Annotated in this window: 15 protein-coding genes; 6 read left to right on the top strand and 9 right to left on the bottom strand. The window is 31.1% G+C overall.

Going from position 1 to position 15,609, the window contains the following annotated elements; genetic code table 11:
• Positions 1-11 precede the first annotated feature (11 nt).
• A complete protein-coding gene (locus tag QVZ41_RS03585) occupies positions 12-398 on the top strand; it encodes an HIT family protein (protein ID WP_302883175.1) in 387 nt (128 codons plus the stop codon).
• Positions 399-449: 51 nt separating this feature from the next.
• Here QVZ41_RS03585 and QVZ41_RS03580 read toward each other — a convergent pair whose 3' ends face one another.
• Complete coding sequence (locus tag QVZ41_RS03580; protein WP_302883174.1) at positions 450-1,361, bottom strand: hypothetical protein; 912 nt, start codon at positions 1,359-1,361, stop codon at positions 450-452.
• A gap of 346 nt (positions 1,362-1,707) precedes the next feature.
• Between QVZ41_RS03580 and QVZ41_RS03575 the strand changes: the two genes are divergently transcribed.
• Entirely contained in the window at positions 1,708-3,720 is a 2,013-nt protein-coding gene (locus QVZ41_RS03575; RefSeq protein WP_302883173.1) for a beta-N-acetylhexosaminidase, read from the top strand.
• 3 nt (positions 3,721-3,723) lie between these two features.
• Here the strand turns inward: QVZ41_RS03575 and QVZ41_RS03570 are convergent, their stop codons facing one another.
• Genes QVZ41_RS03570 through mutS form a run of 4 tightly spaced genes read right to left on the bottom strand, consistent with a single transcriptional unit; the run spans position 3,724 to position 8,537 of the window.
• Positions 3,724-4,869, bottom strand: coding sequence for a sensor histidine kinase (locus QVZ41_RS03570; RefSeq protein ID WP_302883172.1), 1,146 nt, complete (start codon positions 4,867-4,869; stop codon positions 3,724-3,726).
• A 7-nt stretch (positions 4,870-4,876) separates the two neighbouring features.
• Positions 4,877-5,338, bottom strand: coding sequence for an RNA methyltransferase (locus QVZ41_RS03565; RefSeq protein ID WP_302883171.1), 462 nt, complete (start codon positions 5,336-5,338; stop codon positions 4,877-4,879).
• A 4-nt stretch (positions 5,339-5,342) separates the two neighbouring features.
• Positions 5,343-5,957, bottom strand: a complete 615-nt coding sequence (locus QVZ41_RS03560) for a trimeric intracellular cation channel family protein (RefSeq protein ID WP_302883170.1) — start codon at positions 5,955-5,957, stop codon at positions 5,343-5,345.
• Positions 5,958-5,960: 3 nt separating this feature from the next.
• Positions 5,961-8,537, bottom strand: coding sequence for a DNA mismatch repair protein MutS (gene mutS, locus QVZ41_RS03555; protein WP_420896120.1), 2,577 nt, complete (start codon positions 8,535-8,537; stop codon positions 5,961-5,963).
• A gap of 183 nt (positions 8,538-8,720) precedes the next feature.
• Between mutS and QVZ41_RS03550 the strand changes: the two genes are divergently transcribed.
• Complete coding sequence (locus QVZ41_RS03550; protein ID WP_302883168.1) at positions 8,721-9,251, top strand: RNA methyltransferase; 531 nt, start codon at positions 8,721-8,723, stop codon at positions 9,249-9,251.
• Positions 9,252-9,283: 32 nt separating this feature from the next.
• Entirely contained in the window at positions 9,284-10,021 is a 738-nt protein-coding gene (locus QVZ41_RS03545) for an SGNH/GDSL hydrolase family protein (RefSeq protein WP_302883167.1), read from the top strand.
• Here QVZ41_RS03545 and QVZ41_RS03540 read toward each other — a convergent pair.
• The 4 genes from QVZ41_RS03540 to QVZ41_RS03525 form a co-directional block, all read right to left on the bottom strand.
• Positions 10,018-11,322 (bottom strand): porin family protein, encoded by a 1,305-nt coding sequence (locus QVZ41_RS03540; protein WP_302883166.1) that lies wholly within the window; start codon positions 11,320-11,322, stop codon positions 10,018-10,020. The genes QVZ41_RS03545 and QVZ41_RS03540 overlap by 4 nt on opposite strands.
• Positions 11,323-11,324: 2 nt before the next feature.
• Positions 11,325-11,864 carry an RNA polymerase sigma factor gene (locus QVZ41_RS03535; RefSeq protein ID WP_302883165.1) on the bottom strand — a complete coding sequence of 180 codons (540 nt, stop codon included), beginning with the start codon at positions 11,862-11,864 and terminating at the stop codon, positions 11,325-11,327.
• Between the two features lie 27 nt (positions 11,865-11,891).
• Complete coding sequence (locus tag QVZ41_RS03530; RefSeq protein ID WP_302883164.1) at positions 11,892-12,317, bottom strand: hypothetical protein; 426 nt, start codon at positions 12,315-12,317, stop codon at positions 11,892-11,894.
• 231 nt (positions 12,318-12,548) lie between these two features.
• A complete protein-coding gene (locus QVZ41_RS03525) occupies positions 12,549-13,025 on the bottom strand; it encodes a hypothetical protein (protein WP_302883163.1) in 477 nt (158 codons plus the stop codon).
• A 76-nt stretch (positions 13,026-13,101) separates the two neighbouring features.
• Between QVZ41_RS03525 and QVZ41_RS03520 the strand changes: the two genes are divergently transcribed.
• Together QVZ41_RS03520 and lysS are read left to right on the top strand one after the other, a co-directional pair.
• Positions 13,102-13,599 (top strand): DUF456 domain-containing protein, encoded by a 498-nt coding sequence (locus QVZ41_RS03520; protein WP_302883162.1) that lies wholly within the window; start codon positions 13,102-13,104, stop codon positions 13,597-13,599.
• A gap of 273 nt (positions 13,600-13,872) precedes the next feature.
• Positions 13,873-15,576 carry a lysine--tRNA ligase gene (gene lysS / locus QVZ41_RS03515; protein ID WP_302883161.1) on the top strand — a complete coding sequence of 568 codons (1,704 nt, stop codon included), beginning with the start codon at positions 13,873-13,875 and terminating at the stop codon, positions 15,574-15,576.
• The last annotated feature ends 33 nt before the right edge of the window (positions 15,577-15,609 follow it).

The raw sequence follows: 15,609 nt of genomic DNA, 5'->3' as shown, positions 1-15,609 counted from the left end.
AAACATTAAAAATGAGCATTTTTACAAAAATCATTAAAGGCGAAATTCCATCATACAAAATTGCAGAAAATGATGACTTTTTTGTTTTTCTAGATATCAATCCTAATGCAGCTGGACATACGTTGGTAGTGCCTAAAAAAGAAGTAGATAAACTTTTTGATTTAGAGGATGAATTGTACACCAAATTATTTCAGTATTCTAAAACCATTGCTGCTGCTGTTGAAAAAGCAGTGCCTTGTAAAAGAGTGGGGCTATCTGTAATTGGTTTAGAGGTGCCCCATGTACATGTACATTTAATTCCGTTGAATCAAATGGCAGATGCTACGTTTGGTAAAAAAGAAAAATTAACCGAAGCAGAGTTTAAGGCCATGGCAGAAAAAATTGCGAGTTTTTTGTAAAAAAAATAAGAGATTAAAAAAGCCTCCCAGATAATTATCTAGGAGGCTTTTTTAATTTTTAGCAATTGGTTTGTACTGATTTTTAGGGATAAAAAAAGCATCATTATCTAGTTTTATATATTTTAGAATGCTGGGTCTTTCGGGAACAATAATGTTTCGTTCTATTTCAAAAAATAAAACTTCTTTAAAAGGAAAATAATCTGAAGTGAAAATGTCAAGGTAATCTATCCAATTTAATCTCTCAAATTTCTTATGACTACATAGTGAAAAAGGATTGATGTATATATAAACAAGTTTGTAATGTGTGTTGTTATATATGTGGTGTTTAGTTTTAGAATCGTATTTTATCTTTTTGTTAAAATCAATATAATTTTTTTTAGAGTAAAAGGTTCCTTTAGTTAGGTCTTGGTAAACTTCATTTTCAAGTAAACTATTGTTATAGGTAAGCGTACTTTTTTCTTTTTTATATTGAGCATGTAGTGTTTTGATATTTGAATTTTCATCTAGAAGAATTTCAAATGCTAGTTTTTCTTTTTTTGATTGATATTTAAGTTGCTTTAAATTATTGTTTTTACCAAAATCTATTTCAAAAGAAGATTTAAGATTTCCCTTTTTATCAAAACTATTTAATGATGCTTTTCCTGTATAGTATCCGTTTTTGTAATAAGCAATGTATTTTTCAGTTTTATAAGGAAGTTCTAAAGTTTTTGTCCAGAGACCATTTCTTTTATTGTTTATAAAATTTCCCTTGATGGTTATTTTTGTTTTTTTGTTTAAAGTTTCGTTATAGGTAAAGGGACCGTTGTAAATGTGTTTTCCATCTTTGTTTTCTAGATATGAGTATGTAATATATCCATTATGATACGCTCCTTTATATGTTTTGTGAAACTGAGCATTAGCTATGAAGTGGAATAGAGCAAAGGTGCCGAGAAATATTTTTTTTAGTAAGTAAATCGTTTTCATTTTTTTTCTTTAAAAATATGAAAAAAACAAATATAAGTTTTTGTTTTTCAGGTGGTTGTGTTTTTTTGGTTTTCTGAAAAAATATCTCTTTGTTTAGGAAATTCATAATTATTTTATCACATAGTTATGGCTCTTGCTATGTAAAATACCAGATATGGAAATTCTTAGAAGTTAATTTTTCATTTTTTTATTAGAATAGTTGTTTTCCATATTCATTTTTATGCTATTAGTCTAAAATAATCAGCAGTAGGTTTTTTGTGCTTTATTTTAACGGAATATTAAAAAAAATTAAAAGAACTTGATATCATTTTTAGCCCTAAAGATGATATTATTTTAAAGAAATCATATGAAAAAAATAATCATCATTGTGTGTTGTTTTATCACATTAACAGGATACAGCCAGCAATCCTCAGATTTAAATTTGATGCCTTGGCCTGAGCATATTCGGCTAACAGGTCAGAAGTTTGTTATTGATAAAAATTTTAAAGTTTCTATCAATAGTAATAAGGGAGTTGCTTTAAAATCAACTACAAACTTTATTAGAAGAATCACTAATAAATCAGGGGTATTTATAGAAGAAGGATTTTCGGATGTCAATAATAATGAAGCACAATTACTGGTTAACTTTAATAAAATTTCTAACCTAGAACTATCTAATGATGAATCTTATTCTTTGGAGGTAAAAGAACATCAAATAATTATTAATGCTAAAACAGATGTTGGAGCTTCTTATGCTCTAGAAACTTTAATACAACTGTTAAGTTTTAACGATGAATACTTTTATTTTCCTACTTTAACAATAAAAGATACTCCAAGATTTAAATGGAGAGGTTTGTTGATTGATACAGCTCGTCATTTTCAACCTGTTGAGGTGTTGAAAAGAAATTTAAGAGCCATGGCAGCAGTGAAAATGAATGTTTTTCATTGGCATTTAACCGACGATCAAGGGTTTAGAATTGAGACAAAAAAATTACCTAAATTAAATGAATTAGGATCTGATGGGTTGTTTTACACCCAAGAGCAAATAAAAGAGGTGGTACAATATGCTGCCGATTTAGGAATTCGCGTGTTGCCAGAAATTGATGTGCCCGGTCATGCTTCTTCAATTTTAGCAGCTTATCCTGAAATAGGGAGTAAAAAACAAGCGTATAGTATTGAAAGATTTTCGGGTGTTTTTAATCCTACATTAGATCCTACAAATGAACAAACCTATGTTTTTTTAGATACTTTAATTAGTGAAGTAGCTCCTTTGTTTAAAGATGTATATTTTCATATTGGTGGTGATGAAAATGAAGGAAAACACTGGGATGAGAATCAAAAAATACAGGGTTTTAAAAAGTTAAATAATTTAAAAACCAATCACGATTTACAAACTTATTTTAATATTCGTTTAGAAAAAATATTAGAAAAATACGGTAAAAAATTAATGGGTTGGGATGAGATTTTAACTCCAGAAATTCCAAAATCTGCGTTGATTCATTCTTGGAGAGGTGTAAATGAAGGTTTGCCAAAAGGTGGAACTTTGATAAAAGCGGCAAAAGCAGGATATCAAACTGTATTGTCTACCGGTTTTTATATAGATAGAATGGAATCTGTGGTAAAACATTATCAGACAGAGCCTATTGGAAATGCAGTTTTAACTCCTGAGGAAAGAGCTAGAATTTTAGGAGGTGAAGCAACCATGTGGGCAGAGTTAGCAACACCAACAACTATAGATTCTAGAATATGGCCAAGAACCGCAGCCATTGCAGAAAGATTATGGTCTCCAAAAGAGGTGAACGATGTTGGTTTTATGTTAAAAAGACTTCCTGCGGTTAGTGTTGGTTTAGAAGATTTAGGCTTGACTCACATTAAAAATAGAGATTTAATTTTAAGAAATATAGCGAAGAGTGAATCTATACAATCCTTAAAATTATTGGCAGATTTAAGTGAGCCTTTAAAGATTTATTCAAGAAATAAAGATGGAATAGAGTATAAAACTTTTTCTCCTTTTATGTTGTTTGCTGATGCTTGTGTAGCCGATGCTAGTGAAGCTGCGTATTTTAATTATTTGGTTCAAAATTATTTAAAAAATCCAACGGAAGAGTGTAAAAGTAAGATTATAAATCAATTCAAAGTTTGGCAATTAGGATTTGTAGATTTTTCTAAGTTGAAAATGAATCCAAATTTAATGAGCTTACAAGAGCAATATAAACATGTTTCTAAAGTAGCTGTTTATGGTGTATCTTTTTTAAATGGAGACAAGAAAACTTTATCAAAAAAAGAATTAAAACAATTGTTAAAAGAGTTAAAAAAACCTTGTGTAGATACTGAGTTGATGATTGTTGATGGTTTGTATAGTTTGTTTAATATTGAATAGTATTTACTTAGGGATGTTAATTTGAAAGGTACTTCCCGTATGTTTTTGTGACTGTTTTACAAATATTTTTCCTTTGTGGTATTTGTTGATGATTCTTTTGGTTAAAGAAAGTCCTAATCCCCAACCCCTTGTTTTAGTGGTAAAACCTGGTTCAAATATTTTTTTATGAAGATTTTTAGGAATTCCTTTACCAGTGTCTGTAATTAATATTTGAATCCCAGAATTATTGTTGATTAATTGAATATCAATATTTCCTTTACCTTGCATGGCATCAATAGCATTTTTTATGATGTTTTCAAGCACCCATCCAAAAAGGTCTTTGTTAAGCATAATTTTAACTTCTTCAAAAGGTTTGTTGTAGTTAAACACAATGTTTTTAGAAGTACGTATTTTAAAATACTTAATGGTGTTTTCTATAATTTCTGATGGGTCGTGAAGTTCAAGCTTAGGTTTAGAACCTATTTTAGAAAAACGATTGGCAATAATATTTAGATGTTCTACATCCTTTTCAATTTCACTAACATAAGTAGGATTCACATTTTCAGTTCGTAAAATTTCTACCCATCCTAACAAAGAAGATAAAGGAGTTCCTATTTGATGAGCAGTTTCTTTAGCCATACCACTCCATAGTTTGTTTTTTTCTGAGATAGAAGAAGCGTTAAATACGGCATAAATAATAAATAAAAACACAATAAAAATAAGAACCAATGCTAATGGATAAAACCTAAGTTTATTTAATACTTCGGAATGAGAATAGTATATATATTGACTTTTAGTTTCCGAAATATTTATTTCTATAGGAGGGTGTAAACTTTTCATCTCCTTTAGCTTTTCTTTTAAAACTTGATTTTTTTCTTCTGTTTCGTAGTAGATGTTTTGATCTAAAAGAATATTTTCTTTATCATCTGTTACAAGCATAGGGATAGAGGTGTTGTTCTCTATGATTTTTACCAATAAACTAATATCATCCTCTGGTTTTGCCTTGTTAAATTGAAAATAAGCATCTGCTAAAATCTCCATTTTAACAATTTCTTGTCTTTGAAATTCTTTAAAAAACTTAAAAGTATTCCATAAAATAATACCTACAATACCGATGGCGAGTAAAAGTAATATTTGTTTGGCCTTTATAAAACGGAGAATAGAGTTCATTTAGTTATTATAGGTTTATGGGGGTTTTAGCTCCTCTGTCATACATAACAATACTGCCTGCAACCGCAACGTTTAAGCTTAAGGTAGATTTAAATTTCACTAAAAAGTGAGACTTCTCAATAGCTTCATTTGACAAACCGTGATCCTCCGCTCCCAATAAATATACACATCTTTTTGGATGTTGAAAAGTTTCTAGAGGAATTGCTTTATCATCTAATTCAACCCCTACCAATACTGCGCTTTTAGGTAGATGTTTGTAAAACTCTTCGAAACTATCATAATGAAAATAGGGCATTGCTCCTACAGCTTTATGTGTATCACAGGCTTGCTTAGCATATCGGTTTCCTATGGTGTAAATAAAACTAGCTCCCATATTTTGGGCAGATCTCCAAAGAACTCCTAAGTTTTCAGGAGTTTTTCCGTTGTAAATACCAATTCCAAAATAGCCTTGTTCTAAATTATTAACCATGTTTTTAAATCTGTCTTTTATAAATGGATGGAAGTGAAATATTAAAGAATACAGCAGTTAAACGTATCATAATGATAAAAAGTATAGGAACAATTTGTGAATAAGGATTTGGCACATTTAATTTTAGTAAAACTAAATACAAGAAGCCACCCAATATACTAGCAGTAGCATAGATTTCTTTTTTAAAAACTACTGGAATTCTATTCACTACAACATCTCTTAAAACCCCTCCAAACACACCTGTAACGGTTCCTAGTAAAATACAAATAGAAGAGCTTAAGTCTGCTTCTAGTCCTATTTGAACTCCTGTAATAGAAAACAATCCAAGACCTAAAGCATCATAAAAAAAGATGGGCTTGGTAAAAAAGTTCATCTTAGATTTAAAAATCATTGCAACTGTTGCTCCAATAAGTACTGAGTAAATAATAGAGTTGTTGTAGAGCCAAAAAACCTGTCTGTCTATCAAAATATCTCTAAGGGTTCCTCCACCCACAGCCGTAATAAAGGCAACAATTAAAACTCCAAATGGATCTAGTCTTTTTTTCATGGCAATTAAAGCTCCCGAAACGGCAAAAACAAAAGAACCAGAAATGTTAATGTATTCTATAATTGTATCCATAATTTATTTACCCATTAACATTCTTTTAATTTCATTTAACTTCATCAATGCTTCTACGGGTGTAAGATTGTCAATGTTCGTCGCTAAAATTTCTTCTTTTATTCCTTCTAATAAAGGATCGTCTAGTTGAAAAAAACTCAACTGATAATCATCTTCTTTTCCTACGGATTCGATCTTGGCTTTGTTGTTTTCTAATCCATGACTTTTTTCTAGCTGAGTTAACATTTTGTTCGCTCTGTGAATTACAGCTTGTGGCATTCCAGCCAATTTTGCTACATGTATACCAAAACTATGTTCGCTACCACCAGCAGTAAGTTTACGCAAAAAGATAACCTTATCTTTTAATTCTTTTACAGATACATTAAAGTTCTTGATACGATTAAAAGTGCTGGCCATATCATTCAATTCGTGATAATGAGTAGCAAATAATGTTTTTGCTTGACTAGGATGTTCATGTAAATATTCTGCAATAGCCCAAGCAATAGAAATTCCATCATAGGTACTGGTACCACGTCCAATTTCATCTAATAAAATCAAACTGCGTTCTGATACGTTGTTCAAAATACTAGCCGTTTCATTCATTTCTACCATAAAAGTAGATTCTCCCATAGAAATGTTATCACTAGCTCCAACTCGTGTAAATATTTTATCTACAACTCCAATTCTAGCTTGTTGTGCAGGTACATAACTTCCCATTTGAGCCAACAAAACAATTAATGCTGTTTGTCTTAAAATGGCAGATTTACCCGACATGTTTGGTCCGGTAATCATAATAATTTGTTGTTGATTTCGGTTTAGAATAATATCATTAGCAATATATTCTTCACCAAAAGCCAATTGTTTCTCAATTACAGGATGACGACCGTTTTTAATTTCAATTTCGGTGCTCTCATCAATGCTTGGTCTTACGTAGCTATTTTGTATGGCCAAAGTGGCAAAACCACATAAACAATCTAACTGAGCAATTAAGTTTGCGTTTAGCTGTATTGGTTGAATATAATCTATTAAAAACTGAATTAATTGATTAAAAATTTGTTGTTCTAATAAGGCTATTTTCTCTTCAGCTCCTAAAATTTTGGTTTCGTATTCTTTTAATTCTTCGGTAATATAACGCTCTGCATTTACCAAAGTTTGTTTGCGAATCCAATTTTCTGGAACCTTGTCTTTATGAGTGTTTCTAACTTCAATATAATATCCAAAAACATTGTTAAAGGCTATTTTTAATGAAGAAATTCCAGTTTTTTCTGTTTCTCTTTTTACAAGATTGTCTAAGTATTCTTTACCAGAATTAGAAATGTTTCTTAAATCGTCTAATTCTTCAGAAACTCCTGTAGCAATCGCATTTCCTTTGTTGATGTTTACGGGAGCATCATTTACCAAAATAGTGGCAATTTTTTCTCTTAATAAACTACAGTCCTGCAACTGTTCTCCAATGGTTTTTAAGGTGATGTTATCACTTTCTTCAGCAGCTTTTTTAATGGGAATAATAGCATCTAAAGACTGTTTTAAATAAACCACTTCTCTGGGATTGATTTTCCCTGTAGCTACTTTAGAAATCAAACGTTCAATATCACTAATTTGTTTGATTTGATATTGTGTGGTTTGGTAAAAATCATCATGATTCATAAAGTAATTCACTACTTCATGTCTTTTGATAATTTGATTGGGTTCTTTCAAAGGTAAAGCCAGCCATCTTTTTAACAAACGACTTCCCATCGGGGAATTGGTTTGATCGATAATACTTAATAAAGTAACGGCATTTTCGTTAGTAGAATGATATAATTCTAGATTACGAACCGTAAATCTGTCCATCCAAACATATTCATTTTCGTGAACACGCTGAATGGCAGTAATATGGGTTAATTGGTTGTGTTGTGTTTCAGATAAATAATATAAAATAGCCCCAGAAGAAATAATTCCTTCAGGTAAATTTTCTACTCCATATCCTTTTAAAGAATTTACTTTAAAGTGATTTAATAAACTTTCTGTGGCAAATTCTATTTGAAAAACCCAATCATCTAAATAAAAAGTGTGAAATCGCTCCCCAAAAGTTTCGTTAAATAAAACCTTATTTTTCTTTTCCACCAACACTTCACTGGGGGAAAAGTTTTGTAATAGTTTATCTATGTAAGCAGCATCTCCTTGAGCGGCTAAAAATTCTCCAGTAGAAATATCTAAAAAGGATACTCCTAAATTTTTCTTTCCAAAATGTACAGCAGCTAAAAAGTTGTTGTTTTTAGATTGTAGTACTTCATCATTTAAGGCAACCCCAGGAGTAACCAATTCTGTAACGCCACGTTTTACAATCGTTTTGGTCATTTTAGGATCTTCTAACTGATCACAAATGGCCACACGTAACCCAGATTTTACCAATTTTGGTAAATACGTATTTAAAGAATGATGAGGAAATCCTGCCAAAGCTGTTTCAGAATCGCTACCTGCACCACGTTTGGTTAAAGTAATATTTAAAACTTTAGCAGCTTTAATGGCATCGGTACCAAAAGTCTCGTAAAAATCTCCTACTCTAAACAATAACATCGCATCAGGATACTTTGCCTTAATACCGTTGTATTGTTTCATTAAAGGAGTTTCTTTTTTTGCTTTGGTTTTAGCCACTAGTTTGATTTTTTTAGATTCTTAGCGAAATTAAATTTTTTAAGGAAAAGGAAGAAAGATAAGTCAAAAAGTTATCAAGGTTCTATTGACAATTTCATCAGTTTTGGCATAAATACGCTAATTTTGACACTTCTTAAATTCAAAACAATGCGTAAACTAAAAAACAAAGAATTAAATAGGTTGGATGTGGATGCTTTTAAAGCGACAGATAAAACTCCTTTAATTGTAGTTTTAGACAACATTAGAAGTTTAAACAATATTGGTTCTGTGTTTAGAACAAGTGATGCATTTGTGATTGAAAAAATTTATTTGTGTGGAATTACAGCCACACCTCCAAACAAAGAAATTCACAAAACAGCTTTGGGAGCAACAGATTCTGTAGATTGGGAATATGTAGAAGATACTTTGACTTTGGTTGAAAAATTAAAAAGCGAAAATGTAAAGGTTTGTGCTATTGAACAGGCAGAAAACAGTGTAAAATTACAAGACTTTGCAGTTGAATCAAGTCAAAAATACGCTATTGTGATGGGGAATGAGGTAAAAGGGGTTCAACAAGAAGTCATCAATCATTCTGATTTTTGTATTGAAATTCCTCAATATGGAACCAAACATTCTTTAAATATTTCTGTTACTACGGGAATCGTGCTTTGGGATTTGTTTAAAAAATTTAAGTTTTAAAACCATTTTAATTTTTTCATCGTAAGTAAAGTATGAGAAAGTTAGTAATTATATTTTTAGGAGTTTTGTTTTGTGTCATTGGATGTGGTAGTGAATCTATTACTTCTGATGAAATTGTTTATAATCCTATAGATGGTGATGTTGAAAGTGATAGTTTAGGTTTAAATAGTCACTATAAAATTTTAGCTTTAGGAGATAGTTATACCATTGGTCAAAGCGTTTGTAATACTTGTAGTTTTCCGGAGCAATTAAAACAAAAATTATTGAGTAATTTTTTTGAAATAAAAACCATCGATTTAAAAATTGTCGCTAAAACAGGTTGGAGAACCAATAATTTAATAAACTCTTTGGAGGCTCAAGAAATAGATGAAAATTATAATTTCGTAACACTGTTGATTGGAGTAAACAACCAGTTTCAAGGAGCTTCTTTTGGGGTGTATGAAAGAGAGTTTCCAGAATTGGTTAACAAAGCAATTACGTATGCAAATAACAATGCTAATCATTTAGTAGTATTGTCTATTCCAGATTATACCTACACCCCTTATGGAAGTAATTTTCCTGCTTCTGAAGAAATAGCAGCTTATAATAAATTTGCCAGAGATTATTGTATTAACAAAGGAGTATCGTTTTTAAATATTACAGATATTACGGAACAAGGTTTAGAGCATCCGGAATTAGTAGCGGACGATGATTTACATCCGTCTGCTTTTGCTTATGAGAAATTTGTAAAAAGATTACTGCCTTTGTTTGTAGAAAAAATGACCAATTAAAACTTGTAATTAAGCCCTGTAGAAACGCCTAGTAAATAGGGTTTGTTGTTGGTGTTACTAAAAGTTTGTGTTTGCATTTTTAACATAGGAGACAAATTAAAAAACCAACTGTTAGAAAAATGATATTCTACAGCAGTTCCAAGGTTAAAACTAAAGTTAACTTCGTTTAAATTGGTGGCTTCTCCGTCTGAATAAGAATAATTTGGGTTTTCAATTTGTAAGTTATTGTTAGTTAAGAAAAGACTACTTAAGCCACCTACTAAGTGGAATTGTAATTTGTTGGTTTCAAACAATTGATAGTTGACTTCAATAGGAATTTCTATATATCCAAAACTTTGTCTTAATTGATTGTTACTGTTGTTTAGTTGTCTTAACTCATTGTCTGTTGATGGTAAGTTCGTTAAAGTGATTTCGTTACTACTGTTATTGATAGTAGGAGAACTTAATGCTTGACTAGAATTTGTAAAAGAAGAATTTCTGCTAATGCTTGCTACAGCTACATTTTTAGTGGTTTGTGCCATGCTTATTTGATGTATTCCTGTTTGAATTCTCCATTTTTTAGAAGCTTGATACGCTATTTTTAATCCGAAAGAAGTTGAGCTTTCTCCGTTTTTAGCAGCATTGTCCAAACGACTGTCTACAGGAGATTTGTTAGAAAGTGTATTGTAAAATAATTCTGAAACCACAGGGGCAATGCTCCAGTGTTTTTTGTGATTTGTAATGTTTGGAGTTTCTTTTTTTACCACAGCAGCCAAATCTTGTTTTTTAGCAATATCTATCAAAGGTCTTTTTTGACTTGTATTATTGGATGAAGTATTTACATTTTTGTTTGCTTTTATATTTTCGGTAGCTGCAATGGCAGTGTTTGATGGAGTGTTTTTAAACGCTGTATTTTTTGTTCTTTTATCAGTATTGGTAGCAACATAAATAGGTGTCTTTTTTTTAGGAGAAACAGTATTTATATTCTTGGTATTTTCTTTTTTGTTAATGTTGTTATTGTTCGCAACAGTTGGTGTTACATCTTTTTTAAAGTTGTCTTTGGTGGTGAAGGTACTATCAACCTCTTTTTTAATTTTCTTTTTAAATGCTACTTCGGGATGTTTATCAGTATTGTTAAAAAGGAAAAAACTTAATACTAATAATGCAGCAACAGAACCTGAAAACAGCCAAATAAATCTTTTTCTAGATTTTTTTGGAGTTGTCATAGATTGTTTAATTTTATTCCATACCGCAGGGTTTGGAGTCATTTCCAAGTCCTTTAGTTTTTCCTGAAACAATCTTTCTATGTCTTTTGGTTCCATCATTATATTGTGTCCAGATTTTGTTGCTGATTATTTTCTAATGCTTTTTTTAAAATCATTTTGGCTCTTGATAAATTTGATTTAGAGGTTCCTTCAGAAATTTCTAGCATTTTAGCAATTTCTTTGTGAGAATATCCATCTAACACATAAAGGTTAAAAACCAATCTGTATCTATTAGGTAGTTTTTGAATACAAGCTAACAACTCATCAATACTAGTGTTTTCTTCATCAATTTCTACCTCAACTTCATCTTCAATTTCTTCGGAAATTAAAGGAAAAACTTTTTCTTTTCTATATTTTTCAAGAGCCGTGTTGATTATAATTCTTTTCATCCAGCCTTCAAAAGATCCTTTGTATTGAAATTGATTTATTTTTTTTAAAATGGTAATAAACCCATCATGTAAAGTATCTTCAGCTTCTGCTTGATTGCGTGAATATTTATAACAAACCGCATAAAGTTTAGGAGCAAACAACTCATATAGCTTAGATTGCGATTGAGTTTTGTTTTGCTGACATTCTTTAATGAGTTTTTTAATATCCATACATTAAATTACTATACTAAGATAGTTTTAATTTTGACTAGGATCTACTACTGGAACTGTAATGGTTTCGTAAATATCTTCATCATTCTCGTCTTTACCTTTCCAAATTTTAAAGATGTATTCATCTTTTTGAGAAGCTGTTAATTTAAAGGTGTAATCTTTGTTAATCACAGGTCCTGTCGCAGCTACATCTTCATTTACATAAGTGACCACGGCCACAATTCTTTCTTTGTTGTTGTGTTCAAAATACAATTGATAAAAGGTATGAGAACTGTCTGGTAAATTGTAGTTAATAGTAAGATCGTAAACTTCGTTTAATTCAAAAGAATCGGGTAAGTCTATTGATTCTACTGGAATGGTATCAAAATGATAATTAGGATTGTAATCATCATCGTCATTTAAACAAGATGTTAAAAAAAGCGCGAAAATTGAAATGAATAATAAACGTTTCATAAGTTTCATAATTTTTTTATTTAGGGTTATTAGTAGTTAGATGTTTAAGTTTGTAAAGGGTTGCGTTAAAAACATCCAAATAATATAAAATGTGGATAAGGGCTAACATAAAAATCAATCGAATCATAAAGTTTTGTTTTTAAAATCTATATAATAGATGTAAAACTTTACAATTGGTTGCGTGCTGTTAAATCATACAAATAATGAATGTTTAACTAATAAGAGAAAAAATTATTTGGTTTTGATTACCAAGGGAATGGTGTAAGTAGAAGAGACAGGAATTCCTCTTTTTTGAGCAGGATTGATTGCTGGTAAAGTCTGAATAATTTTCTGAATTTCTGAAGACAAATTAGGTAGTTTGATGTTTAGAGAATCTTTAGCTATGATTTTATTACATAAAAATTGTCCGTTTTTGTCTATGGTAAACTGAATTTGTAAAGTGTCTGTAATGTTGTCTTTCGTAATCAATTTTAACTGCTGAATTCTGTTGTTTATTTCGTTGTGAATCGTTTGTTCAAAGCAAGTTTTACTCTCTTCAAAACTTAACATTTCATCACAGTCTTTAAATTGTGGAAACTGATCTATTTGCGTAAAATCTATATATTCCACTTTTTTAGGATTCCCTTTGCATAAAATAGAGGTCACCGAACAAATCTTTTCGCAAGAGAAAAGAGTCAATGCTAAAATAATGGCAATCAGTTTGTTCATGTGTGGCTTCTCAGTTGGTTCAAAAATACATTTTTTTAAGAAGATTGCTGTATATTGCTTTAAAAGAAAGGCTGTTATGGATTATATATTGCTGTTTTTTGGTTTTTTTCTGGTTATTGGTGGAATTATTGGTTCTTTTTTACCCATTATTCCAGGTCCGCCAACAGGATGGTTGGGCTTATTATTGTTAAATTTAACCTCAAAAGTAATAACCGATTGGACTTTTTTAGGGGTTACTTTGGCTATTGCTATTCTGGTAGTCATTGCAGATTATATAATCCCAGTCTTGGGAACTAAAAAGTTTGGGGGTAGTAAATATGGAATTTGGGGATCTACGATTGGATTAATTATTGGTTTGCTTTTTACAGCTGTTGGAATGATATTAGGATTGTTTTTGGGAGCTTTAGCAGGAGAATTGGTACATGATTCTAAAAACATGCAAAAGGCAATTAAAGCCGCTTTAGGTTCTGTAATCGGATTCTTTTTTTCTACGGGAATTAAACTAATAGTAGGAATTGTATTCTTGGTGTATTTTGTTAGAATATTGATAGAAAACAAAGATGCTTTCTTTTAACAAAATGGCCGTAAATAAAAAAAGCAACCCATAAAAGGGAAGCTTTCCATTGGTAATTAAACCCTAAAACTACTTTCGTAGTTCTACAACAACAAGACAAATGTAGTTTTTTTGATGGACTATGCATAATAGCAGGTAGTTTATTTTTAGGATGTTGAGGGAAATTCGATATATCTATATTAAATTCTCAATACTCGATACTCAGTACTCGGTACTAAATACTTATCTTTGCCAGCTAAGAATTAACGCATTATACATTAAAAAAGTACTAGCATGCAATTATCAGAACAAGAAATTGTAAGAAGAGAAAAGCTTGACAAATTAAGAGCTTTAGGAATTAACCCTTATCCTGCAGATTTATTTCCTGTAGATATCTATTCAAAAGATATTAAGAAAAATTACGAAGAAGGTAAAAAAGTAGTGATTGCTGGACGTTTAATGCGAAAGAAGATTCAAGGAAAAGCTTCGTTTGCTGAATTACAAGATGCAGAAGGAAGAATTCAGATTTACTTTAATCGTGATGAAATTTGTACAGGGGAAGACAAAACTTTGTACAACGATGTGTTTAAGAAATTATTAGACTTAGGAGATTTTATTGGAGTTGAAGGGGAGTTATTTAAAACGCAAGTTGGAGAAATTTCTGTAATGGTTCGCGATTTTAAATTGTTGAGTAAAGCGTTAAAACCTTTGCCACTACCAAAAACTGATGCCGAAGGAAAAACGTATGATGAGTTTAACGATCCAGAATTGCGTTATCGTCAGCGTTATGCAGATTTGGTGGTAAATCCACATGTAAAAGAAGTGTTTGTAAAAAGAACAAAACTGTTCAATGCCATGCGTTCTTTTTTTAACGAAGCAGGATATTTTGAAGTAGAAACACCGGTTTTACAACCTATTGCAGGAGGTGCATCAGCAAGACCTTTTATGACACATCATAATTCTTTAGACATTCCTTTGTACATGCGTATTGCGAATGAATTATACCTAAAACGTTTGATCGTGGGTGGTTTTGATGGCGTGTACGAGTTTTCTAAAAACTTCCGTAACGAAGGAATGGATAGAACTCACAACCCAGAGTTTACGGCTATGGAAATTTACGTGGCTTACAAAGATTACAATTGGATGATGACGTTTACCGAAAACTTGTTAGAGCATTGTGCTATGGCGGTGAACGGGACGACTGATGTTGTTTTCGGAGAACACCAAGTAAGTTTTAAAGCTCCGTTTGCAAGAGTAACCATGGCAGATGCTATCAAACATTTTACTGGTTTTGATATTACTGGTAAAAATGAAGATGAGTTAAGAGCTGCTGCTAAAGATATGGGAATTGAGGTAGATGATACCATGGGGAAAGGAAAGTTGATTGATGAAATGTTTGGTGAAAAATGTGAAGGAAATTACATTCAGCCAACATTTATTACAGATTATCCTAAAGAAATGTCTCCATTGTGTAAAGAGCACAGAGACAATCCTGAATTAACAGAACGTTTTGAGTTGATGATTTGTGGTAAAGAAGTAGCGAATGCTTATTCTGAATTAAATGATCCTATTGACCAAAGAGAACGTTTTGAAGCACAGTTAAAATTAGCAGAAAGAGGAGATGACGAAGCATCAAACTTTATAGATGAAGATTTCTTACGTGCTTTAGAATACGGAATGCCACCAACGTCTGGTTTAGGAATTGGAATGGATCGTTTGGTTATGTATTTAACCAACAACCAATCTATTCAAGAAGTATTGTTCTTCCCTCAAATGAGACCAGAGAAAAAGAAAATTGCAGTAGAATTAACCGATAACGAAAAAGCAATTTTAGACATTTTACAAAAAGAAGCTAAAATGGATATTGCAGCGTTAAAAAATGCAGCCGGATTAAGTGGTAAAGGTTGGGACAAAGGAATGAAAGGTCTTAGCAAGCACAACTTAATTAAAGTAGAGGTTGAAGGAGATGTTAAAAATGTAGTGTTACAAGAAGTGTAACCCATTATAATAAATTATAAAAAGTCCTGTTAT

The sequence above is a fragment of the Wenyingzhuangia gilva genome (assembly GCF_030519655.1).
GTDB lineage: Bacteria > Bacteroidota > Bacteroidia > Flavobacteriales > Flavobacteriaceae > Wenyingzhuangia > Wenyingzhuangia gilva.
This window is presented reverse-complemented; position numbering and strand designations above follow the sequence as displayed.